This is a genomic window from Octadecabacter ascidiaceicola (assembly GCF_900185015.1).
GTDB classification, from domain to species: domain Bacteria; phylum Pseudomonadota; class Alphaproteobacteria; order Rhodobacterales; family Rhodobacteraceae; genus Octadecabacter; species Octadecabacter ascidiaceicola.
In genome coordinates this window covers 56,423-78,588 of the sequence record NZ_FXYD01000002.1, presented here as the reverse complement: position 1 = coordinate 78,588, position 22,166 = coordinate 56,423, and the positions used below count along the sequence as shown (strand labels likewise).

Here is a 22,166-nt window from a genome sequence, read left to right as displayed (position 1 = left end):
ACCCTAGATGGAAAAGGTGGCAAGTTTAAGCCAAAGTTTCACTTTCTGACGAGATCAAGATTGGGCTTGGCTGCGTAGCCGCATGACCAATGGAAGCATCAAAAAAATAAGGGCCCCACCCATTAGGAACGGCGCACCGGGTAAATAAATACCCTCAGTGTCGACATAACTTTCGAATACCCAAGTTGCACACAGCGGGGCCAAGAATGCGGCAATTGAGGCAAGGGACGCGATTACCCCCTGTACAAGGCCTTGTTGGTCTTCGCGTGCGTTGTTGGACGCCATGGCAGTCATCATCGGCGGCGAAAGATCAGACAGCGCTGCAAATACCAGAACAATAACAAGACCCGTAACGGTTGAGATCACGCCAAATCCGACAAAGCCGATGAGCGCGGATATCATGCCGATTTGCAGCGTACGAAACTCGCCCAATCGGTTAATCATAATTGGCATCAACCCTCCCTGCACCCCCGCCAGCAGTATGCCGTATCCTGCAAGAGAGACCCCGATGAGAAGCGTTGACCAATCAAACAATTCTCGGGTGAAGAACGCCCAAAGAGTCGGGTAGACCATATTGGCGAACTCAAAAATAAACAGGCAGATCAATGGAACCGCTAAGTTTGGAATCTTGAACGCCTGAATAATTGCGCCAAACGGATTGAGGTTTCGCACCCCGAACGCGCGGCGTTTTTCCGGTGCAAGGCTTTCTGGAAGGACGAACAGGCCAAAGGCCACATTGCCAGCCGATAGCGCAGCAGCGATCCAGAACGGGGCGGTTATGTGCCAACCCGCGGCAATGCCCCCGATTGCAGGCCCAAGAACGAAACCTATCCCAAACGCGGCGCCAATCATGCCAAACCGTGCAGAACGTTCTTGCGGCGTTGAAATGTCCGCGATGTAGGCCGTGGCGGTTGTATAGGTTGCCCCAGCAATCCCTGCCAAAATGCGCCCGATAAGCAGTACCCAAAACACGCTCGCGAGCGCCATGATCACGTAGTCAACCGCCAGTACCAAAAGTGCCGCGATCAGAACAGGTTTTCGACCGTAAGCATCTGATATACTTCCGATAATCGGGGCAAAGATGAATAGCGCACCCGCATAGGATGCCATAAGGATGCCTCCCCAAACAGCACCCTCCCCCGTGCTGCCTGCTCCGACGCGATCCATGAGGTCCGGCGTGATCGGAAAGACAAGACCGATGCCGATAGCGTCGATCATCAGGGTGACTAGGATGAAGATATAAGCGCGGTTTTGCATCGCGCTACGTGACGCGATTGGATGGTGTCTGGCAAGCGTTAATTGTGCACGGTCATGTTAGATATGAGGCCGCGCAGTCAGTGGTTAACTATTTAGCCCACGCGAAAGTCTTGTCGCCCTTGCTAAATCGGAAAATGTCAAAGACATCAAAGACAAGGCTAATGCCAACCGTCACCACAACAAACGCGAGCCATATCGTTAACGCCATTGAATGTTCATATGAGACCATCCGTATGACTAACCAAGGCAGCATTAGAAGCCATGGAATATGACAAAGACCAATTAGACGAGAAAACTTCATATGTTTGTGGATTTGTCCGGCGGCGATCAACACCACCATCACCGTTAGAAGGATCACCAAACCCTCTGGGGTGCGAATGAACAACAGCCCGCCGATCACCTGCGGGATATTAAGAAGGCCGCCCCAAATGCCGATGAAACCACCAAGAGCCCTAATGTCGCGTATCATCTTGAAGGGATCGAGAAGCAAGTTCACATGAATACCTCCTGAGGGGCCATGCCGCAGTATGGCGCGGACCTAACGGCTCGTACAAACGAAAAATGGCGCCCCGTTTGGGACGCCATTCTTCAATTCTAATTGTCTGATCGCTTAAGCGACAGATGCTGCCAGTTCGGTCATGGTGTTGCGAACTGCGTCCGCTTCGTCCACGCCGTTGCCGGACTCTTTGGCCGCTTCGAAAGCAGCCGTTGCGTCAGCAACCAGCTTTTCCATCTGCTCAGCCGTGGCTTCGGACTTTGGGATAGCTTTTTCAGCCAGCACGGAAACACCCGTGCCAGTGATTTCGGCGAACCCGCCGGACACGATGTATTCTTCGACGCCACCTGAATGGGTGACGGCGAGAATGCCAGGGCGCAGCGTGGTGATGGTTGGGGCATGGTCGGCCATAGCCGTCATGTCCCCGTCCGCACCTGGGATCTGAACTTCTGTTGCTTCCATTTCCGCCAAACGGCGCTCAGGAGACACGAGATCAAATTTGAAGTCTGCCATGTGATTGGCTCCTTAGGTCCGAGGGTTAAGCTGCGTCTGCAGCCATTTTCTCGGCTTTTGCTTTCACGTCTTCGATGCCGCCGACCATGTAGAACGCACCTTCTGGGAGGTGGTCATACTCACCGTCAACAACCGCTTTAAAGGACGCGATTGTGTCTTCCAGTGGAACCTGAATACCATCGGAACCGGTGAAGACCTTTGCAACGTCAAACGGCTGGGACAAGAAGCGTTCGATCTTACGCGCACGTGTCACAGTCATTTTGTCGTCTTCAGACAATTCGTCCATGCCCAAAATCGCGATGATATCCTGCAAAGATTTGTAACGCTGCAAGATTTGCTGAACGTCAGTCGCAACCTTGTAGTGCTCGTCGCCAATGATCAGTGGATCAAGCAATCGCGATGTGGAACCGAGTGGGTCAACCGCAGGGTAGATACCCTTTTCGGAGATCGCACGGTCAAGAACGGTTGTCGCATCCAAATGAGCAAACGATGTCGCCGGCGCAGGGTCGGTAAGGTCATCCGCAGGAACGTAAACGGCCTGAACGGACGTAATGGAACCGCCTTTAGTGGAAGCAATACGTTCTTGCATCGCACCCATGTCAGTCGCCAGTGTTGGCTGGTAGCCAACCGCGGAAGGAATACGACCCAGAAGCGCGGACACCTCGGAACCAGCTTGTGTAAAGCGGAAGATGTTGTCCACGAAGAACAGAACGTCAGAACCTGTGTCATCACGGAACTGTTCCGCAAGGGACAGACCAGTCAGAGCGATACGCATACGCGCACCTGGAGGCTCGTTCATCTGACCGTATACGAGAGCAATCTTGGACTGCTCCAGATCGTCAGGAACGATAACGCCGGATTCGATCATCTCGTGGTAAAGGTCGTTACCTTCACGTGTACGCTCACCCACGCCCGCAAACACGGACACACCGGAGTGCACTTTCGCGATGTTGTTGATCAATTCCATGATGAGAACTGTTTTACCAACACCCGCACCACCGAAGAGCCCAATTTTACCACCCTTCGTGTAAGGCGCGAGAAGGTCGATGACCTTGATGCCTGTCACGAGGATTTCTGTCGCTGTGGACTGGTCTTCGAACTTTGGGGCTTCGCCGTGGATAGAACGGCGGGCTTTTGTGTTTACTGGGCCTTGTTCGTCAACAGGATCGCCTGTGACGTTCATGATACGGCCAAGTGTTGCGTTACCAACTGGAACAGAGATCGGCGCATCTTGGTCGACAACTTCTTGACCACGAACGAGGCCTTCTGTTGCGTCCATCGCGATGGCGCGAACTGTGTTTTCACCAAGGTGCTGCGCCACTTCGAGCGTCAGATCCTTGCCGTTGTTGCTTGTTTTCAGAGCGTTCAGAATTGCTGGCAGATCGCCATCAAACTGAACGTCCACGACAGCACCAATCACCTGTGTGATTTTGCCTTTTGAGTTTGCCATTGTCGTTTCTCCGGTTCTCTTACAGCGCTTCCGCGCCGGAAATGATTTCAATCAGCTCGTTTGTGATGACGGCCTGACGGGATCGGTTGTATTGGATCGTCAGCTTGTCAATCATCTCACCAGCGTTGCGTGTCGCGTTGTCCATAGCTGACATACGAGCGCCTTGCTCGGATGCGCCATTTTCCAACAGGGCCGCAAAGATTTGGGTCGCAACTGCGCGCGGCAGCAAGTCAGCCAAGATGGCCTCTTCGCTTGGCTCGTAGTCGTAAAGCGTGCCATCTTCGTTTTCTGCGCCTTCCGGTGCTTCGAACGGGATGATCTGCTGTGCGGTCGGGATCTGGGTCACAACGTTCACGAACTTCGCATAGAAGATCGTTGCAACGTCGAATTCTTCACCGTCAAAACGGGCCAGAACATCACGTGCGATGTCTTGGGCGTTCTCATAGCCCACGCGCTTTACCTCAGTGAGGTCGACGTGGCCGATGAAGTGGCTTTCCAGATCACGTTTGATCGCATCGCGGCCTTTTTTACCGACTGTGATGATCTTCACAGTTTTACCGGCTGCGACAAGCTCAGCGGCGTGTGCTTTGGCCTTCTTGGCAATGTTGCCGTTGAAACCACCACACAAACCACGCTCAGCCGTCATAACGACCAGCAGATGCACGTTGTCGGACCCTGTGCCGGACAGAAGACGCGGTGCGCCTTCTCCGCCAGCGGCAGAAGCCAAACCAGCCATTACAGCGTTGAAACGTTCCGTATAAGGACGGGACATTTCAGCCGCTTCCTGCGCACGGCGCAGCTTTGCAGCTGCAACCATTTGCATGGCCTTCGTGATCTTGCGGGTCGATTTGACCGACTCGATCCGATTTTTAAGGTCCTTAAGGTTAGCCATTTGGCGTCATCCTTCCCTTAAGCGAAATCAGCTGCGAACGGATCGAGAGCTGCTTTAAGTTTGTCGGCTGCATCGCCCTTGATCTTCGGATCGTCGTTGGTGATCCATTCAAGAACATCCGCGTGGTTTGCGTGCATGTGCTTCAAAAGCGCAGCTTCCCACTCGCCTACTTGGGACACGTCGACGTTGTCGAGGTAACCGTTTGTACCGGCGAAGATGATGACAACGATTTCAGCGTTGGTCAGTGGCGAGTACTGCTTTTGCTTCATCAGCTCTGTCAGACGTGCACCACGGGCCAGCAACTGCTGTGTTGCCGCGTCGAGGTCGGAACCGAACTGCGCGAAGGCAGCCATTTCACGGTACTGAGCAAGCGACAGCTTAACCGGACCAGCCACAGAGGACATAGCTTTGGTTTGCGCGGACGAGCCAACACGAGAAACGGACAGACCAGTGTTAACCGCAGGGCGGATACCTTGGTAGAACAGTTCAGTTTCAAGGAAGATCTGACCGTCGGTGATGGAAATCACGTTAGTCGGAATAAACGCAGAAACGTCACCGCCTTGTGTTTCGATGACTGGCAGAGCAGTCAAAGAGCCGGAACCGTTGTCTTCGTTCAACTTGGAAGAACGCTCGAGCAGACGGGAGTGAAGGTAGAAAACGTCACCTGGGTAAGCTTCACGGCCTGGTGGGCGACGAAGAAGCAAGGACATTTGACGATACGCAACCGCTTGCTTGGAGAGATCATCGTAGATGATCAAAGCGTGGCGGCCGTTGTCGCGGAAGTGTTCCGCCATCGCAGTCGCAGCGTATGGTGCAAGGAACTGCAGAGGAGCAGGATCAGACGCTGTCGCAGCCACAACGATGGAGTATTCCATCGCGCCAGCTTCTTCGAGCTTCTTAACCAGCTGAGCAACTGTAGAACGCTTCTGACCGATCGCTACGTAAACGCAGTACAGCTTGCCGTTCTCGTCTTTCGCAGCATCGTTGTAAGACTTTTGGTTCAGGATCGTGTCGAGCGCGATCGCTGTTTTACCAGTCTGACGGTCACCAATGATCAGCTCTCGCTGGCCACGGCCAATCGGGATCATCGCGTCAACGGACTTCAGGCCAGTCGCCATTGGTTCGTGAACAGACTTACGTGGGATAATGCCCGGCGCTTTAGCATCAGCAATCGCACGTGTCTTTGTTTTGATCGGGCCTTTGCCGTCCAGCGGATTACCGAGGCCGTCAACAACGCGGCCAAGCAGGCCGTCACCGACAGGAACGTCCACAATCGCGTTTGTACGCTTAACTGTGTCGCCTTCTTTAATGTCTTGGTCGGAACCAAAGATAACAACACCGACGTTGTCGGCTTCAAGGTTCAGCGCCATGCCCTGAATTCCACCTGGGAACTCGACCATTTCGCCGGCTTGAATGTTGTCCAGGCCGTACACGCGCGCAATACCGTCACCGACGGACAGCACACGGCCGACTTCTGCAACTTCGGCTTCTTTGCCGAAGTTTTTGATTTGGTCCTTGAGGATCGCGGAGATTTCCGCAGCTTGGATCGCCATTACCGGGCCTCTTTCATGGTGTTCTGGAGAGCGTTGAGCTTCGATTTGACCGACGTGTCGATCATCTTGGAGCCAACTTTAACGACAAGACCGCCGATGAGAGTTTCATCAACGGACGCATTGATAATCACGTCAGAGCCAACGGACGCCTTAAGCGTTTTCGCCAGCTTGTCGGATTGGGCTTTGGTCAGGGCTTTGGCAGACACTACATCAGCAGTAACTTCGCCCTTTTCCTTTGCAATCATTTCACGCAGCGACGTGACCAATTGCGGTACCGCGAACAAACGACGCTTGGACGCCATAAGCGCCAAAGTGTTTGTCATGGTTTTTGAGAGTTTCATTTTCTTGGCAACGGCCCCGATCGCAGCGCCCTGTTGGTCGCGGCTATATAGTGGGGACGAAATCAAATCGCTCAGGTCGTCGCTGCCGGCAAGGGCGTCAGACAAAGCGTTAATATCTGTTTCAAGACCTTTAAGGCCTTTTGCGTCTTTGCTCAGGTCAAAGACGGCTGTGGCATAGCGAGATGCGATGCCGGAGGAAATCGAAGCTGATTCAGACACGTCCACCCTTCCGATGTCTTTGCCCCGACCCTTCTTTCAAAAAGGCTATGGGGCGTCACATTAAAGCCCCACACACTTGCGGGGCAGTTAATTCTGGGCGGATGTAGCAGAGGGTTTCGGTTGGGGCAACCGCCTTGAAGCGCAAAACGTTAAGGCTTTGCGTTTCAGTACACCTTTGCATACCGAATTTATTTACGGCGGTTTCAGACACCGTTACCGCTCGCAAATGCGCATTCTCTAGTCTTTGCAACCAGATGGGTGCAAAACGTAGCGTCGCCACCCTTAGTTTTCGTTCGGTAAAACGCAATAAGGTGCGGCGTTTTGGCACAAACTGAGCATCCAATTGAAAGAACCGAGAATCCGCCAATCGCGCGTCTTAACCTAATCGTTAGAAGGTGTTGCTGATTCTGACACGCTAGACGCTCGGCGTCCTAACCAATCATCGGCTTCAGGATGTGCCTTTTCGTGAATAAACCTCAGACCGCTCTGCATTAGACAGGTTTCACCACCGGCCCGCCCATCCCTTCAAGTACGCGTAACGGCCGTTTAACGGCCTGTGCCAGTCCGGGGCGTTTGGGTTGGGGGACTTGTTTGGTGACTTCGACCATCAACACGCCACCTGCTGCGAACACCGGAATATGCCGCCCAGCGCCCTCCATCGTCTTGGCAAATCGACGCCAAATCTTGCGCGAAGACGGGGGCTGATAAAGCGTTGAAAGCGTTTTGGTCGGGATAAGGCCAACATCCCGTAATTGCTTTTCCAACTGACCTAGCGAATACGGTCGCCCAAACCCAAACGGCGTAGCATCTGAGCGTGACCAAAGCCCCGTCCGGTTCGGCACGACAAACACCGCCCTGCCCCCCGGCCCCAACACGCGCCAACATTCATCAAGCAGCGTCATCGGGTGATCCGACGTTTCCAACCCGTGCATCAAAACCAGCTTATCCACGCTTCCAGACGCAAGCGGCCAAAGCGTGTCTTCACACAACACGCTGACGTTCGGGCCATCGGCAGGCCACGGCATCACCCCTTGCGGCCCCGGCATCAACGCAATCACGCGACGCGCATCCCCCAAAAACGGGCGTAAAAGTGGCACCGCAAAGCCGTAGCCGGCTACCGTTTGCGCCTTTGCCTCAGGCCACAACCGCACGAGTTCATCGCGCACAACCTTTTGGGCCGCACGCCCCAACGGACTGCGGTAGTAGAATTCGCGAAGATCATGCACATCTAAATGCATTGAAGCCCGACTCCGAATAGGCAAAACTTAGACCGACCATAGCAATCAAACAGGACAACGCCATGCCCCTCGAGTTGATCACCATTCCTTGCTTAGAAGATAACTACGCCTTCTTGCTGCACAATGCCGAAACTGAGGAGACTTTGTTGGTGGACGTACCCGATGCGCCACCCATTCAAGCGGTGCTTGATGCGCAGGATTGGACTTTGACGGATGTTCTGTTGACGCACCACCATTGGGACCACGTCGATGGCCTTGATCCGCTGTTGAAATCAAGCGGTGCGACGCCGCGCATTATTGGGGCTACCGCCGACGCCCACCGTTTGCCTGCGCTGGATTTGGCGGTGTCTGACGGAGACAAAGTGGTGATTTGCGGCGAAGAAGCCGCCGTGTTTGACGTGTCTGGTCATACGCTGAACCACATCGCCGTGCATTTCCCGAAATCAGCAGTCCTGTTCACCGCAGACAGCCTTATGGCGCTGGGGTGTGGTCGCCTGTTTGAAGGCACGCCTGCGCAAATGTGGGACAGCCTGTTGAAATTGCGTGCCCTGCCCGACGATACCCGCGTGTGCAGCGGTCATGAATATACAGAAACGAACGCCCGTTTCGCTCTCACTATTGAACCGGAGAATTCCGACCTTATCTCTCGTGTTCAACAAATCACGGCGGCGCGTGCCAAAGGGCAAGCAACTGTTCCATCAGATTTAGGCGTCGAAAAACGCACCAATCCCTTCCTTCGGGCTGATGTTTCTGCCCTGCAAGCTGCCCAAAACATGACAAACGCTGATCCTGCCGAAGTTTTTACCAAAGTCCGCAAAGCACGGGATTCTTTCTAAACCCGCCGATTTTCACTGCAAATCCCGCCAAAACAGAGTCTTAGACAGCACATTTCACCGCCAGTAACGGCAATGTAACAATTTTTCCCTTGAAGATGGCCTCAATAAGCCAAAACTTAACCATAAGCGGCCACGGTCTAGACGGGACTCGCCTTGACAGACCCTCGATTAAAAGGAGCACCTAACGTGCCATCATTTTCCACGACGCTTGAGCAGTCCATTCATTCTGCCTTGGCCTTGGCCAATGCACGCAAACATGAACTCGCCACGCTTGAGCACCTGTTGCTCGCGCTGGTCGACGAACCCGATGCAGCACGCGTCATGAAGGCCTGCTCCGTTGACCTGAACGAGCTTCGCAAGACCCTTGAGGATTTCATCGAAGACGACCTGTCGACGCTGGTAACAGACGTTGAAGGCTCCGAAGCCGTGCCAACAGCCGCCTTCCAGCGCGTGATCCAACGTGCCGCGATCCATGTGCAATCTTCTGGCCGCACCGAAGTCACAGGCGCAAACGTGTTGGTCGCCATCTTTGCTGAACGCGAAAGCAATGCCGCCTACTTCCTGCAAGATCAGGACATGACCCGCTATGACGCGGTGAACTTCATCGCGCACGGCGTCGCTAAGGACCCCGCATACGGTGAAAGCCGCCCAATCACCGGCGCGCCAACACTGGACGAAGAAGCTGAAACAGCTGCCGAGTCCGATAAGGACGAAAGCGCGCTGTCGAAGTATTGCGTCGACCTAAACGCGAAAGCCGAAAAAGGCGACGTAGACGTGCTGATCGGGCGCGACCACGAAGTTGAACGCGCAATCCAAGTGCTGTGCCGCCGCCGTAAGAACAACCCGCTGCTGGTGGGTGACCCGGGTGTTGGTAAAACGGCCATCGCTGAAGGCCTCGCCCAGAAGATCACCGAAGGAAACGTTCCCGAAGTGCTCGGCGAAACCACGATCTTCTCCCTCGATATGGGCGCTCTGCTGGCTGGCACGCGCTATCGCGGCGACTTTGAGGAACGCCTTAAGGCCGTGATGACCGAACTGGAAGATCACGATGACGCCGTGCTGTTCATCGATGAAATCCACACCATTATCGGTGCCGGTGCGACATCCGGTGGTGCGATGGATGCTTCCAACCTGCTGAAACCTGCCCTCGCCGGTGGCAAACTGCGGTGCATGGGGTCAACGACCTACAAAGAATTTCGTCAGCACTTCGAAAAGGATCGCGCATTGGCGCGTCGTTTCCAGAAAATCGACGTGAATGAACCGTCTGTTGAAGATTCCGTCAAAATCCTCAAAGGCATCAAAACGTATTTCGAGGATCACCACGAAATCAAATACACCGCCGATGCGGTCAAATCCGCTGTTGAGCTTGCGTCCCGTTACATCAACGATCGCAAACTGCCTGACAGCGCGATTGATGTCATCGACGAAGCGGGTGCAGCCCAACATCTGATCCCGGCCTCCAAACGTCGCAAGACTGTTGGCACCAAAGAGATCGAAGCTGTCGTGGCAAAGATTGCCCGCATCCCGCCGAAAAATGTGTCCAAGGACGATGCCGAGGTCCTTAAGGATCTGGAATCAAGCCTTAAACGCGTGGTGTTTGGCCAAGACGACGCAATCGTCGCGCTGTCTTCCGCAATCAAACTTGCCCGTGCTGGCCTGCGTGAACCAGAAAAGCCCATCGGCAATTACTTGTTCGCAGGGCCAACAGGCGTGGGTAAAACCGAAGTCGCCAAACAGCTGGCCGACACGCTTGGCGTTGAACTACTCCGCTTTGACATGTCCGAATACATGGAGAAACACGCGGTTTCCCGTCTTATCGGTGCCCCTCCCGGCTATGTCGGGTTTGACCAAGGCGGCATGCTGACTGACGGCGTCGATCAGAACCCGCACTGCGTGTTGCTGCTAGATGAGATGGAAAAAGCCCACCCTGACGTCTACAACATTCTGTTGCAGGTGATGGACCACGGTAAACTGACGGACCACAACGGACGCACCACAGATTTCCGCAATGTTATCATCATCATGACATCCAACGCAGGCGCATCCGAAATGGCGAAAGAAGCGATCGGCTTTGGCCGTGAACGCCGCACGGGTGAAGACACCGCTGCAATCGAAAAGACGTTCACTCCGGAATTCCGCAACCGTCTGGATGCAGTGGTTTCCTTCGCACCGCTTGGCAAAGACGTGATCCTGAAGGTGGTCGAAAAGTTCGTTCTGCAACTCGAAGCGCAACTGATGGATCGCAACGTAACGATCGAACTGACAAAACCTGCTGCCGAATGGCTGGCAGACCGCGGCTACGATTCCAAAATGGGCGCGCGCCCCCTTGGCCGCGTCATTCAGGAACACATCAAGAAGCCGCTCGCGGAAGAACTGCTGTTTGGCTCGCTTGCCAAGGGTGGGCATATCATCGTTGGCGTCAAGAAAGGTGAACTTGATCTCAAGATAGAGCCTCCTGAGAAGGTGCGTATCTCAAAAGATAAACCGCCACTTCTCGCAGCGGACTAATGCGCACATTTGCAGTGCTTTTAGCCTGCGCCGCCCCAGCAGCGGCGCAGGATTTCCAAATCGGTCTCCCCATCGACTGCGTCTTGGGTGAAACCTGCTATATTCAAAATTACGTGGACCGCGATCCGTCCGAAGCGGCATCCGATTTCCAATGTGGCTCCCTCAGCTATGACACTCACAAGGGAACTGACTTCGGCCTGCCCTCGCTGGCGGCGATGGAAAGTGGCGTAGACGTCCTCGCCTCAGCGGCTGGTACAGTACGCGGCGTGCGTAGCGACATGCGCGACGTGATTTACACATCCGACCTTGCAGGGGAAATCAACGGACGCGATTGCGGAAATGGCGTAGTGATAGCACATGAGGACGGGTGGGAAACTCAATACTGCCACATGAAAGAAGGCTCCGTAACTGTCCTAAGTGGCGATCACGTTGAAGCCGGAGATGTCCTAGGCGAGGTCGGGCTGTCCGGCCGTACACAGTTCCCTCATGTACACATCTCTGTCCGTAGAAATGGTGCTGTTGTCGACCCCTTCGCACCGAACGGCCAAATCACTTGCGGTGAACCTCCGTCGGAAACGCTTTGGGCACAACCAATCGCAACACCAGAAGGCGGCATTTTAGACATCGGCTTCTCCAATTCCGTCCCAGAATACACCACTATCAAATCGGGAACAGCATCAGTACAAACCTTGACCCATAACGCACCCATCGTCCTTTGGGCTTTCGCATTTGGGGCCCGCGTTGGCGATACGGTCACCATCTCGTTTGACGGACCAGACGGCCCTCTGTTCCAAACCGACGATGTTCTCGATCGCCAACAGGCGTTGTTTATGCGCGCTGGCGGCCTCAATCCTCCTGATGCGGGCTGGTCGGTCGGGACTTACACTGGCCTTGTCATTCATGCCCGTGACGGGGTCGTGCTAGACCGCCAATCCACGACGATCAGCCTGCACTGACGATTTGTCTTTGCCATAAGCTCCCGGTCGGGGGCGCATTTCGCAACGACGTACAAACGACGCCGCGATTGGCTCAGTTTGTCCAAAACAGCTAAGGAACCTGCGCGGCGCAGCCGCTCAATCAGATCACCGCTCGGTTAGCTTTAACTCAATGCGGCGGTTTTGGGCGCGGGCGACATCTGAATTGTCAGGGTTAATTGGTTGGTACTGACCAAATCCATTCGCCGCCAAGCGCTCTGGCGGAATGCCCAGGAAATTGACCATATACAGCACAACAGAAAGCGCCCGTGCCTGGCTAAGTTCCCAGTTGTTGGCGAACTGCCCAGCACCTGACAGCGGGACGTTGTCCGTATGCCCGTCCACACGGATCACCCAATCAATATCCTCAGGTATGTCCCCCGCCACGTCGCGCAAAATACCCGCGACCTTTGCGATCTCGCGCTGGCCTTCATCTGAAAGCGCTGCGGCACCTTGTTCAAACAAGACTTCGGACGAGAACACGAACCGGTCCCCTTCGATTCTCACACCTTCGACATCTTCAAGAACTTCGCGCAAAAGCCCCAAGAAATCAGAACGATAACGCTCCAACTCAATCGCTTCTGCTGCCAGACGTTCCAGCTCCGCTTCTTCCAGAACCCGTGCGCGACGCTCGGCAAGCAAGGCGCGTGCCATCGCTGTGTTCAGGTCCTGGGTGAGGGTTTCGATTTGTACGTTGGCGGTAGCGTCCTGTTCATTCGCCAAGTTAAGAAGACCCTGCAGCCGCTCCAGTTCCCCTCGCAGACCAGCCACTTGTTCATTTAACAATGTTACCTGTCTTTGGCTTTCAGCCGATAGCGCCTCTTCCTGCGCAAGCGCCTCATTGGCGAGTGCGAGCAACGCTTCTTGCCGATCAACAACTTCCTCAGCCGCACCCGATTGCGCTTGTGCAGCAGCAAGCAATGTCAGCGTATCCTCTGCCCGCTGGCGTTGTTCTTCGAGGGCAAGGGTCATCGCAGTCAGTTCGGTATCTGCATTGGCAAGACGTTCGCGCAGGGCTTCGGCGGCAGCGGCGTCAGCTAACTTGGCTGCCTCAAGCTCGCTGATTTGGGTGGAAGATGCAGTATTATCAGCCTCAAGTTCAGCGATCATTGCATCAAGGGCATCAGCACGTGCTGCGGCAAGTCGGGCGGCCTCAACTCCTTCGTCAATTTCGTCGCGCGCCTGCGCGAGGGCGAGGTTTAGTGCTTCTTGCGAACTCATAAGCTCCGCTTCTCGCGCCTCCAAACTGGCAATCGCGCCTTCTGCGTCACGGCGTTGCGCCAGCAACCCAGCGACCTGCGCTTCAAATCCGGTGATTTGGGATTGGGCGTTGGAAACATCTGCGATCAGCGCGTCGCGCTCCCCTGTTAGCCGCGCAATGGTTGCGTTTTGCTGTGCGACTAGGCTTTCGCTTTCTGCCAATTCCGCCTGTAAGCCAGCTAATTCGCCCGACAAAACACCGACCTGTGCGCCAAGCGCCGCGGATTGATCTTGTTGGATACCAAGTGCGTTGGTCAGCGCCAAAACATCCGCCTCAAGGCTATCAAGTTGCGCTTCTTGGCCTGTTATCGTTTCGCGCAGCACAAATTGCAGCACCATAAAGATAGTCAAGACGAACATAAGGACCAACAGCAGGCCCGTCATTGCATCCACAAAGCCGGGCCAGATGGACGCTTGGAAACGTGCGCCTGTTCTGCGGCTCAGCGCCATGACCTAGGATCCGTCCGAATTTGACTTACGCGCTTCGCGGTTGCCTTGGCGCACGGCCTTGGTCAGCCCAGCCATATCAGCGCGTAGGTCCTGGATGACCTCTTGGCGGCCTGCCGCCATGTCCTCAAGGATGCGCAACAGCCCGACATCAATCGAGCGCAATCGCATGCGGCTTTCTGCGTCTATGCCTTCCATGCCTGTGTCTTTCAACGCCGCAATCAGCCCTTCTTGGGCATCGGCGACACGGGTCAGCTGTGCATTTGCCTCGTTATTTGAAGTCTGCTGCGCCAGTGTTTCAACTGCACTAGCAAGCATGCCGATGCGTTCGTTAGCTTCGGTTCTGCTGGCTTCTGAAGCGGCAAACATGGATTGCATCCGCTCCATTTGTTCAACCATATGGTCCACAACACCTGCCATTGCGACTTCGCTTCCGCTGGCGTCATCGCCCGCTGCTAAACCAACGCGGGTGATCGTGGACATCCATTCTTCGAGCTCGCGGTAAAAGCGGTTCTGGCCGTGGCTCGCGAAGAGCTCCAACAAGCCCACAACCAAGGATCCGGCAAGGCCCAACAGAGACGACGCAAAGGCCACGCCCATACCACCAAGTTGGCTTTCGAGGCCCGATTGCAGACGTGAAAACACATCCCCGCCGCTTTCGCCCTCGTCCGGCGTTAAGGACTGGATGGTTTCGACAAGGGCGGGAACTGTCGTTGCCAAGCCGTAGAATGTCCCCAAAAGGCCAAGGAAAATCAGCGTGTTGACGATATATCGCGTGATCTCACGGTCTTCATCAATCCGCTGGGACACGGAATCCAAAATGGAACGGGACGAACTGGAAGACAATTGCATCCGCGATCCGCGTGAGCGCAACAAGGTTGCGAGCGGTGCCAATAATCCCGGTGCCTTAACGATATCCGCGCCAAGTTGTTCGCCTGCAAAACCTTCGATCCAGCTGACCGATTTGATCAACTGCCAGACCTGCCAGAAACAGGATAAAAGCCCGATCAAAAAGACGAAAAAGATGAACCCGTTCAGATACGGGTTTGCCATAAACACAGGCCCGACGCGCGGAAATGCTAGGATGGCGCCGGCGCAGACCAAGCCAATCACGACCAGCATCGAAATGATCTGGCGCCAAGGTTGGGAAAACTGCGGCTCGGCCTTTTGGTCCCCTGTTGCCATGGGATCAGGCACCTCTTTGTTGTTTGTTAGGCGTCACTTTAGGGGCTAGCGCGCCATTTCCCAAACAAATTTATGCGAGTTCGCGCACGCGCCGTACAAGCCATGCCATATCAGGGTCATCGATACCCATTTCGACCAGATGATCGGCCGTATTGAACAGATATTCAGGGTTCGGCCCGCGCCCGCCAACTGAGCGCGCAATCATCTGTGCTTGGCGTTCTAGGTCAAACTGGCAGTATTGCTCATGGGTGCGGTTAATGACGTAGGCCAAGGCTTGAACATCACGCCCATCCTTTAACGAAAGCGGTACGTGAGCTTCCTCATAAGCGGATGAAATCAGCTCTCGTTCGCGCAGTTCAGCCAACACGCGAACCTCGTCTGTTTTAGCCACGCGGAACGCGACACCAACACAGGTACTTTCAGCTTCATCCAGCGCCAGCACCAATCCCGGTTCTTCGACCGTTCCACGGTGATGGATCGACAACATGCAAAAGCTGCGGTGATAGCCTGAAAGCGTCGCTGTCACGGCTTCCGCTGGCTCGAAACCGGGGTTCCAGAGCAATGATCCGTATCCAAACACCCACATTGTCATCTTTTATGGCCCTTCTGCTTGCGCTCCTCTAAACACCAATAAACACGTCCTTGAAAGACCGAAAACATGCGTAAACTGATTGCCCTTGTTGTTATCTCAGCCACTCTTTACGGTGGCTACTGGTTCGTCGGACGCTCGCAAATCCAATCAAAGCTCACGGAAGCCTTGATTGAGATCAACGCCGGCGACTACGACCTGACGTATGACACGCTCAGCACCAAGGGTTTCCCGTCGCGGTTTGACACGACGATTACCAATCTAGAGTTCAGCGACCCGCTGTCCGCAACCAGCTGGACCGCGCCGATCTTTCAACTTTTTGCCCTGTCTTACCGCCCCAATGAGGTCATCGCCGTTTTCCCGCATGAGCAAACCCTGACCGTGGCCGGGGAGGTTTTCACCCTACTTACCAATGACATGCGTGCATCAGGCAAAGTGCGTGCGAGCGCGGCGCTGGCATTTCAGACCGCCACGATCGAAATGGACTACCCGCGCATCCGCACTGAAGAAGGCGCGGAACTGGCGATGGCAAGCATCCTTGCCGCTATGCGCCTGACACCGGAAACGGTCCAAACCTACGATCTGTTTCTTGAAGCGCGTTCGATTGAGCTGCCCGAAGACGTACGCCGCCTTATTGATCCGCAAAATCTACAGCCGCCAATCATTCAGAGCCTTCGTTTTGATAGCGACATTGATTTAACCGCGCCCATCGAATTGAACGGCAATACCGCCAGCCCGATTGAACTGTCAGCCGTAAGCATCAAGGAATTCGCGCTTGCTTGGGGGGAGGTTTCCGTTTCCGCAATTGGCGATGTAACACCTGATGAAATGGGGCTGCTGAACGGATCCTTCAGCATTTCAGCACGCAACTGGCAGCAGATTTTGGATCTCGCCGTGGCGACAGGCGCAATTCCTGAGGAGCAGCGTTTGCTGATCGTCGGGATGGCCTCCAACATCGACGAGACGCCCCATGTGCCAGACACGCTGACAACAACGCTGTCGATTACCGATGGGCAGATGATGCTTGGGCCGATCCCGCTAGGTGTCGCGCCATTGCTGCGCTAGTTCAGCGGCAATAGCTGCCGGAACGATAGTCTGCGGTGTCAAAATGGAAGTGATCGCGGTGATGGCGGTCTGCTTCGGGGCCGAGGACCGTTCCGAAGGGACCACAGGCCGCTTGCCACATCTGGCGTAGCTGCGTGGCGTATTGTCCGTTCCATCCAGTCAGAACCGTCATTTCGGACCCATCGGCCAGCCCGATACCTGCAATATCAATCGCGTTACCAAAGCTATGCTCAGACAGGCGTGCGCCGGATTGGTTGTTGCGGCTACGGCACGCGTAATGCGCCACAACACGTAAGGATTCCACGCCACCTCCGGTGTCCCCTACTGTGGGGCGAACGCCATCTTCCACCCATGTTTTCAATGCCATCGCGGTCGAGCAATTGATTGTCGCCGGCGTTGAAAGTGTCACACCGGACACCGAAGTCAGACGTACCGCGCCTTCAACGCCGCAAGCGCCCGCGCCTTCGACTGTGCCGATTGTTTCACCGAACAACGCCGGATCACCGCACACGTTTCCGGGGCCGACCTGCGCAACCGTTTCAGGTTCGTCGCGCGAACAGGCACTCAGCACCAAGGCGATGCCCAATACTGCCGTTAACACCTTCATGGTTTCGGGTTACGGCCAAAGTTTGGCGCGTCCGTATCTTGGCCCGCTTCGATAATGCCGCGGCGGATGCTGCGAGTGCGGGTGAAATAGTCGTGCAAATGCTCGCCATCGCCCTGACGGATCGCGCGTTGCAACGCGAACAATTCTTCGGTGAAGCGGCCCAGAATTTCCAGCGTCGCGTCTTTGTTGTTCAAAAACACATCGCGCCACATGGTCGGATCAGACGCAGCGATACGGGTGAAATCACGGAAACCCGCCGCGGAAAACTTGACGACTTCGGTGTCTGTCACGCGGCTCAGGTCATCGGCGACACCGACCATTGTGTACGCAATCAAGTGCGGCGTGTGGGACGTGACGGCCAGCACCAGATCATGGTGATCCGCGTCCATCTCATCGACATTCGAGCCCAACGCTTCCCAGTATTTACGCAATTTCGCGGTCGCATCTGCGTCAGCGCCCTCAGGTGTCAAAACACACCAGCGGTTATCAAATAGTTCCGCAAAACCGGAACGCGGGCCGGATTGCTCGGTACCCGCAAGCGGGTGGCCCGGAACGAAATGCACGCCGTCTGGGATATGCGGCCCAACAACGTCGATCACCGCGCGTTTCACGGAACCCACATCGGTGACGACAGCACCCTTTTTCAACGCGCCAGCGATTTCACGGCTGACGGCATCCATCGCGCCGATTGGCACGCACAATACAATCAAATCTGCCCCTTCGCAGGCCTCTGCTGCGCTATCACAAACGCGGTCGCACAAGCCGATTTCACGGGCGACATCGCGTGTTTCGCTAGAACGTGCATATCCGATCACTTCGCCAGCGATACCGCCACGTTTCATAGCCCAGAACATTGACGACGCAATCAGGCCCAGCCCGATAAGCGCCACACGGTCATACATTACGGTCATGCGTTTTCGTCCTTTTCGGGGTTCACGAATTGCCCGATGGCATGGACAGCACGGCGGCATGATGCCTCGTCGCCCACAGTAATACGCAGGCCTTCAGGCAGGCCGTAACCGCCCACGTAGCGCACCAGAATGCCCTGCGCCGCCAAGTGATCGTTGCAGGCTTTGGCTTCGTCCGCCGAGGCAAAACGCACCAGAATAAAATTCGCGCTTGAGGGATCAGACGGCAGGCCCATATCGGCTAGTGCAGCGGCCATCCATTCGCGCTGTTTGGCGTTTTCGGTGCGGCATTTCTCGGTGTGAGCGGTGTCACGCATCGCGGTTTCAGCTGCGGCCAAGGCAGGCGCGGACAGGTTGAACGGCCCACGAATGCGCATCAGCACATCGATAATCGGCTTTGGCGCGTAGCCATACCCGATCCGCAGGCCGCCTAGCCCGTAAATCTTGGAAAAGGTTCGCGTCATGATGACGTTGTCGCGGCTTTCGACCAGCGCTTTACCACCATCAAAACCCTCAACGTATTCAGCGTAGGCACCATCCAGAACCAACACAGCGCCTTTAGGCAGCCCGTCCGCCAAGCGTGCAAGCTCAGCTTCATCGATCATGGTGCCCGTTGGGTTCGCTGGATTGGCAATGTAGCAGACCTTGGTTTTCTTGGTGCAAGCCGCAAGCAGCGCATCCACGTCAACGGTGCGGTTCTTTTCCGCCACAACGACCGGCTTGGCCCCGTTGGCATTGGCGTAAATCGGGTACATGGCGAAGCCATGTTCGGTGAACAGAACCTCGTCGCCCCTCCCTGCAAAGGCCTGCGCAATCATCATAAGGACTTCGCCGGACCCGTTTCCGCAAATGATACGTTCAGGATCAAGACCCCAGACATCGCCAATCGCTGCGCGCAAGGTCGCGTGATCGGTCGATGGATAGCGGTGCAATTCGTGGGACGCACGAACCATAGCGTCCTTGGTGGCATCCGATGGCCCGAACGGGTTTTCGTTCGAGGACAATTTCAAGATATTCTCAACCCCGTCCACATGGCTTTTCCCACCTTGATACAAGGCGATATCCATAATGCCGGGTTGTGCTTTGATCTTACTCATCGGTCCATTCCGTATTGCGTCCCCGCCCTTCTAATGGGGCAAGGACGCAGAGGCCAGAAGCGTTACTTCTTTGTTGCTTCTTTCATCTTCAATTTCGCATGGGCCGAAATCCAATCCATCCCCGCAAGGATGATACCCGATCCCACGAAGCTCATGTGAATGGTGACCAGCCAATATAGGTTATTGGATCCCATTTCTTCGAATTCGACCCCATCCATCGTGCCTATTTCCATGAACCGCTTCAGCAAATGGATCGCTGAAATCGCAACAATCGATGCGATCAGCTTCATCTTCAGGCCAGAATAGTCGACTGTCCCCATCCAATCGGGTTTGTCTTTGTCGTCATCCAGATCGAGCTTGGAGACGAAGTTCTCATAGCCAGAAAACAGAACGATCAGCAGCAAGTTCCCCGCCAACGTCAAATCGATCAACGTCAGCACAACCAAGATGCCCTTGTCTGCCGACATCGTTAGCACTTGCGGCATGTAGTAAAGAAGCTCACGGCAGAAAATCACCATCAACATAGCAAGGCTGAACACCAAGCCGAGGTACATAGGCGCCAACAGCCACCGAGATGCGAACAGCCCGCGTTCAAAGGATTCCTCAATCGAGAATTTTTCGTCTTGTTGGTTTTCGTCTGACATAAGCCCTTACCCAAAAGTTGTTGTTTGCAAACAATTAGCGGGCCAAGGACTCTCCTCGCAACGCAAGATGCTCCCATTACCCGCTCTCGTTGTATTTCTGTGAAATCTGAATCAAAAAAGCCGCACCAAAAGGTGCGGCTTTCCGAATTTCAAGCTCTGAACTGGATTAGTTCTGAGCGTAGTATTCGATCACGAGGTTTGGTTCCATCATGACTGGGTAAGGAACATCGCCAAAACCAGGTGTGCGCACGAATGTCGCTGTCATCTTGTTGTGGTCAACTTCCATGTAGTCTGGAACGTCACGCTCAGTCAGGGCAACAGCTTCGAGAACGGCAACGTTCTGCTTGGAGCTGTCACGAACTGCAATCACGTCGCCTTCTTTCACGCGGTAGGAAGGGATGTTTACCTTCTTGCCGTTCACTGTGACGTGGCCGTGGTTCACGAACTGGCGTGCAGCGAATACAGTTGGAACGAACTTGGCGCGGTAAACAACAGCGTCCAAGCGGCGCTCAAGCAAACCGATCAGGTTTTCACCTGTGTCGCCTTTTACGCGTTCAGCTTCTGTAAAGATGCGGCGGAATTGCTTTTCTGTCAGGTCGCCGTAGTAACCCTTCAGTTTTTGCTTCGCGCGCAGCTGCATGCCGAAGTCGGACAATTTGCCCTTACGACGCTGACCGTGCTGGCCGGGGCCGTATTCACGACGGTTTACAGGGGATTTCGGACGACCCCAGATGTTTTCACCCATCCGGCGGTCAATTTTGTACTTGGCAGCGGTACGTTTAGTCATACGCTGATCTCCTTCGTTAGAGTGCCCATTGTGGGCTATGAAGGGCGTTGTCCTTTGGGCGAACCCCGACAGGTACTCCCTTGCGGGAACCACCAACACCAATGAAGTCGCTCCATTACGACCGGTGCAGACATGAGTCAACACATCTAACCGTCGGATTGCTAATAAACTTGGGCTTAGGCCGCGTCGTGACGCAGAATTGCCGCTTCTGTCGATGAGGTCACACGCCGCGCGTAGGCGCCATAGGAATTCACGTCGGTCTGAATGTCAGGAACCTGCGCAAACAAACGTGCGCGGTCATCGTCGCCCAGGTGCTCAAGCCCTGCACTCGCTGGATGAAAGCTTTCACTTTCAACACCATTTGCGAACACCACTTCGTGGTTTGGCAACAACATATGAATATAGTGAACTTCGCGCATTGAGCGGTCCACATAGATGGAGTGATCATTCACCAAGTCTCGCGCCGTTACCAAGACTTCCTCAGTATTGAACAATGCACGCGCACGCGCGCCTTTGATCATCACGCGGTGATCGGGGCTGACCAGCAGGCCAGCGTCTGGCACGTCGTTATCAAGTGACCCAGCCCGCAAGCGAACCGGGCAGAGGTGCGGCATGGCATAAAGGCGCGCGCCTGTTACGCGGCGTTGCCCTGTCCATAACACTTCTTGGCAACCATTGTCCTTTGTTTGGACCTTGGTGCCTTCGCCAATATCCTCAACCCGCATCAAACCTTCTTCAGTGCGGATCATCGTGCCGGGCGTGAAGCAAATCACGCCGCCAGCAGGATCATCATTTTGATCACGGGATTTCAGATCTACGGTGTGGTTTACAATCCACAAATCAGCAGTACGCGGTGGGATTTCCCCTACGAACATGCACAAACGCGCGGAAGGCGTTGCACCTTCGATCAGCGTCACGGTCCACGTGTCGCGCCCGTCTGTGACTGTAAAACTTTGCTCAAACGCAGGGCCTTCAACCTCAACGAGGTCTAGCCGTGATGTCTTGACCTCGACGGCCTTCAACAGCCGACGCACAGACATCGCTGCGCGTTTGCGAATGTCAGCTTTGCCAGCCGCATCGCCCAATGGTAAAATATCTGCGGGTCCGTCCACCCGTACCGCTTCGCCCGTCCATGACCATGCCGTGCCAACCCGCAAGTTTTCAAGCGGTGCTGACCAGAACCCATCGAGTTCCGTTTGTGACCAGGAGATGACGAACGTGCCTTTAAAGCCCGTTTTCATGCCCGTTACTGCCTCTGTCTTTGCCCCGCCTCTGCGTGCAGGGTTCTGATCAAAAGGTT

Annotated in this window: 21 protein-coding genes; 4 read left to right on the top strand and 17 right to left on the bottom strand. The window is 55.0% G+C overall.

The window, feature by feature from the left end:
* Window positions 1-54: 54 nt before the first annotated feature.
* The 8 genes from OCA8868_RS05680 to OCA8868_RS05645 form a co-directional block, all read right to left on the bottom strand.
* A complete protein-coding gene (locus OCA8868_RS05680; protein WP_093995620.1) occupies window positions 55-1,257 on the bottom strand; it encodes an MFS transporter in 1,203 nt (400 codons plus the stop codon).
* A gap of 88 nt (window positions 1,258-1,345) precedes the next feature.
* Window positions 1,346-1,753, bottom strand: a complete 408-nt coding sequence (locus tag OCA8868_RS05675) for a hypothetical protein (protein WP_093995619.1) — start codon at window positions 1,751-1,753, stop codon at window positions 1,346-1,348.
* A gap of 114 nt (window positions 1,754-1,867) precedes the next feature.
* Entirely contained in the window at window positions 1,868-2,266 is a 399-nt protein-coding gene (locus OCA8868_RS05670; RefSeq protein ID WP_093995618.1) for a F0F1 ATP synthase subunit epsilon, read from the bottom strand.
* A gap of 25 nt (window positions 2,267-2,291) precedes the next feature.
* Complete coding sequence (atpD, locus tag OCA8868_RS05665; RefSeq protein WP_093995617.1) at window positions 2,292-3,716, bottom strand: F0F1 ATP synthase subunit beta; 1,425 nt, start codon at window positions 3,714-3,716, stop codon at window positions 2,292-2,294.
* A gap of 19 nt (window positions 3,717-3,735) precedes the next feature.
* Window positions 3,736-4,608 carry a F0F1 ATP synthase subunit gamma gene (locus OCA8868_RS05660; protein ID WP_093995616.1) on the bottom strand — a complete coding sequence of 291 codons (873 nt, stop codon included), beginning with the start codon at window positions 4,606-4,608 and terminating at the stop codon, window positions 3,736-3,738.
* 17 nt (window positions 4,609-4,625) lie between these two features.
* Window positions 4,626-6,161 (bottom strand): F0F1 ATP synthase subunit alpha, encoded by a 1,536-nt coding sequence (atpA, locus tag OCA8868_RS05655; RefSeq protein ID WP_093995615.1) that lies wholly within the window; start codon window positions 6,159-6,161, stop codon window positions 4,626-4,628.
* Window positions 6,161-6,721 carry a F0F1 ATP synthase subunit delta gene (locus tag OCA8868_RS05650; RefSeq protein ID WP_093996160.1) on the bottom strand — a complete coding sequence of 187 codons (561 nt, stop codon included), beginning with the start codon at window positions 6,719-6,721 and terminating at the stop codon, window positions 6,161-6,163. The genes atpA and OCA8868_RS05650 overlap by 1 nt, the downstream gene beginning before the upstream one ends.
* A 491-nt stretch (window positions 6,722-7,212) precedes the next feature.
* On the bottom strand, window positions 7,213-7,959 hold the full coding sequence (locus tag OCA8868_RS05645) for a class I SAM-dependent methyltransferase (RefSeq protein ID WP_093995614.1): 747 nt from the start codon (window positions 7,957-7,959) through the stop codon (window positions 7,213-7,215).
* A gap of 62 nt (window positions 7,960-8,021) precedes the next feature.
* Here OCA8868_RS05645 and gloB point away from each other — a divergent pair, with 62 nt between their 5' ends.
* The 3 genes from gloB to OCA8868_RS05630 all read left to right on the top strand — a co-directional run bounded on the left by gloB (window position 8,022) and on the right by OCA8868_RS05630 (window position 12,259).
* Entirely contained in the window at window positions 8,022-8,795 is a 774-nt protein-coding gene (gene gloB, locus OCA8868_RS05640; RefSeq protein WP_093995613.1) for a hydroxyacylglutathione hydrolase, read from the top strand.
* Window positions 8,796-8,981: 186 nt separating this feature from the next.
* Complete coding sequence (clpA, locus tag OCA8868_RS05635) at window positions 8,982-11,303, top strand: ATP-dependent Clp protease ATP-binding subunit ClpA (protein WP_093995612.1); 2,322 nt, start codon at window positions 8,982-8,984, stop codon at window positions 11,301-11,303.
* Window positions 11,303-12,259 (top strand): M23 family metallopeptidase, encoded by a 957-nt coding sequence (locus OCA8868_RS05630; RefSeq protein WP_093995611.1) that lies wholly within the window; start codon window positions 11,303-11,305, stop codon window positions 12,257-12,259. The genes clpA and OCA8868_RS05630 overlap by 1 nt, the downstream gene beginning before the upstream one ends.
* Before the next feature lie 126 nt (window positions 12,260-12,385).
* On the opposite strand, the gene OCA8868_RS05625 is transcribed toward OCA8868_RS05630, so the two are convergent.
* The 3 genes from OCA8868_RS05625 to OCA8868_RS05615 all read right to left on the bottom strand — a co-directional run bounded on the left by OCA8868_RS05625 (window position 12,386) and on the right by OCA8868_RS05615 (window position 15,761).
* Window positions 12,386-13,987: a peptidoglycan -binding protein gene (locus OCA8868_RS05625; RefSeq protein ID WP_093995610.1), complete on the bottom strand. Its 1,602-nt coding sequence runs from the start codon at window positions 13,985-13,987 to the stop codon at window positions 12,386-12,388.
* Window positions 13,988-13,990: 3 nt separating this feature from the next.
* A complete protein-coding gene (locus OCA8868_RS05620) occupies window positions 13,991-15,169 on the bottom strand; it encodes a biopolymer transporter ExbB (protein WP_093995609.1) in 1,179 nt (392 codons plus the stop codon).
* A 70-nt stretch (window positions 15,170-15,239) separates the two neighbouring features.
* The gene (locus OCA8868_RS05615) at window positions 15,240-15,761 is read right to left on the bottom strand and encodes a gamma-glutamylcyclotransferase (protein ID WP_093995608.1); all 522 of its coding nucleotides are present in this window, start codon (window positions 15,759-15,761) and stop codon (window positions 15,240-15,242) included.
* A gap of 66 nt (window positions 15,762-15,827) precedes the next feature.
* Between OCA8868_RS05615 and OCA8868_RS05610 the strand changes: the two genes are divergently transcribed.
* Window positions 15,828-16,823 (top strand): DUF2125 domain-containing protein, encoded by a 996-nt coding sequence (locus OCA8868_RS05610; protein WP_093995607.1) that lies wholly within the window; start codon window positions 15,828-15,830, stop codon window positions 16,821-16,823.
* A gap of 1 nt (window position 16,824) precedes the next feature.
* Here the strand turns inward: OCA8868_RS05610 and OCA8868_RS05605 are convergent, their stop codons facing one another.
* The 6 genes from OCA8868_RS05605 to OCA8868_RS05580 form a co-directional block, all read right to left on the bottom strand.
* Window positions 16,825-17,430, bottom strand: a complete 606-nt coding sequence (locus OCA8868_RS05605; RefSeq protein ID WP_093995606.1) for an extensin-like domain-containing protein — start codon at window positions 17,428-17,430, stop codon at window positions 16,825-16,827.
* Entirely contained in the window at window positions 17,427-18,341 is a 915-nt protein-coding gene (locus tag OCA8868_RS05600) for a prephenate/arogenate dehydrogenase family protein (RefSeq protein ID WP_093995605.1), read from the bottom strand. The genes OCA8868_RS05605 and OCA8868_RS05600 overlap by 4 nt, the downstream gene beginning before the upstream one ends.
* Window positions 18,338-19,435, bottom strand: coding sequence for a histidinol-phosphate transaminase (gene hisC, locus OCA8868_RS05595; RefSeq protein WP_093995604.1), 1,098 nt, complete (start codon window positions 19,433-19,435; stop codon window positions 18,338-18,340). Before hisC ends, OCA8868_RS05600 begins: the two co-directional genes overlap by 4 nt.
* Before the next feature lie 62 nt (window positions 19,436-19,497).
* Complete coding sequence (locus tag OCA8868_RS05590) at window positions 19,498-20,079, bottom strand: TIGR00645 family protein (RefSeq protein WP_093995603.1); 582 nt, start codon at window positions 20,077-20,079, stop codon at window positions 19,498-19,500.
* Between the two features lie 166 nt (window positions 20,080-20,245).
* A complete protein-coding gene (gene rpsD, locus OCA8868_RS05585) occupies window positions 20,246-20,866 on the bottom strand; it encodes a 30S ribosomal protein S4 (protein WP_093995602.1) in 621 nt (206 codons plus the stop codon).
* A 176-nt stretch (window positions 20,867-21,042) separates the two neighbouring features.
* On the bottom strand, window positions 21,043-22,107 hold the full coding sequence (locus tag OCA8868_RS05580) for a Hint domain-containing protein (RefSeq protein WP_093995601.1): 1,065 nt from the start codon (window positions 22,105-22,107) through the stop codon (window positions 21,043-21,045).
* Between the last annotated feature and the right edge of the window lie 59 nt (window positions 22,108-22,166).

What these genes read in the sequence shown, in the direction of transcription:
- OCA8868_RS05615 (WP_093995608.1), bottom strand. Translation starts at nt 15,761, where the DNA reads ATGACAATGTGGGTGTTTGGATACGGATCATTGCTCTGGAACCCCGGT.
- rpsD (WP_093995602.1), bottom strand. Translation starts at nt 20,866, where the DNA reads ATGACTAAACGTACCGCTGCCAAGTACAAAATTGACCGCCGGATGGGT.
- gloB (WP_093995613.1), top strand. Translation starts at nt 8,022, where the DNA reads ATGCCCCTCGAGTTGATCACCATTCCTTGCTTAGAAGATAACTACGCC.
- atpD (WP_093995617.1), bottom strand. Translation starts at nt 3,716, where the DNA reads ATGGCAAACTCAAAAGGCAAAATCACACAGGTGATTGGTGCTGTCGTG.
- OCA8868_RS05580 (WP_093995601.1), bottom strand. Translation starts at nt 22,107, where the DNA reads ATGAAAACGGGCTTTAAAGGCACGTTCGTCATCTCCTGGTCACAAACG.
- OCA8868_RS05600 (WP_093995605.1), bottom strand. Translation starts at nt 18,341, where the DNA reads ATGACCGTAATGTATGACCGTGTGGCGCTTATCGGGCTGGGCCTGATT.
- OCA8868_RS05645 (WP_093995614.1), bottom strand. Translation starts at nt 7,959, where the DNA reads ATGCATTTAGATGTGCATGATCTTCGCGAATTCTACTACCGCAGTCCG.
- OCA8868_RS05625 (WP_093995610.1), bottom strand. Translation starts at nt 13,987, where the DNA reads ATGGCGCTGAGCCGCAGAACAGGCGCACGTTTCCAAGCGTCCATCTGG.
- OCA8868_RS05680 (WP_093995620.1), bottom strand. Translation starts at nt 1,257, where the DNA reads ATGCAAAACCGCGCTTATATCTTCATCCTAGTCACCCTGATGATCGAC.
- OCA8868_RS05610 (WP_093995607.1), top strand. Translation starts at nt 15,828, where the DNA reads ATGCGTAAACTGATTGCCCTTGTTGTTATCTCAGCCACTCTTTACGGT.
- OCA8868_RS05620 (WP_093995609.1), bottom strand. Translation starts at nt 15,169, where the DNA reads ATGGCAACAGGGGACCAAAAGGCCGAGCCGCAGTTTTCCCAACCTTGG.
- hisC (WP_093995604.1), bottom strand. Translation starts at nt 19,435, where the DNA reads ATGAGTAAGATCAAAGCACAACCCGGCATTATGGATATCGCCTTGTAT.
- OCA8868_RS05590 (WP_093995603.1), bottom strand. Translation starts at nt 20,079, where the DNA reads ATGTCAGACGAAAACCAACAAGACGAAAAATTCTCGATTGAGGAATCC.
- OCA8868_RS05660 (WP_093995616.1), bottom strand. Translation starts at nt 4,608, where the DNA reads ATGGCTAACCTTAAGGACCTTAAAAATCGGATCGAGTCGGTCAAATCG.
- OCA8868_RS05605 (WP_093995606.1), bottom strand. Translation starts at nt 17,430, where the DNA reads ATGAAGGTGTTAACGGCAGTATTGGGCATCGCCTTGGTGCTGAGTGCC.
- OCA8868_RS05630 (WP_093995611.1), top strand. Translation starts at nt 11,303, where the DNA reads ATGCGCACATTTGCAGTGCTTTTAGCCTGCGCCGCCCCAGCAGCGGCG.
- atpA (WP_093995615.1), bottom strand. Translation starts at nt 6,161, where the DNA reads ATGGCGATCCAAGCTGCGGAAATCTCCGCGATCCTCAAGGACCAAATC.
- OCA8868_RS05670 (WP_093995618.1), bottom strand. Translation starts at nt 2,266, where the DNA reads ATGGCAGACTTCAAATTTGATCTCGTGTCTCCTGAGCGCCGTTTGGCG.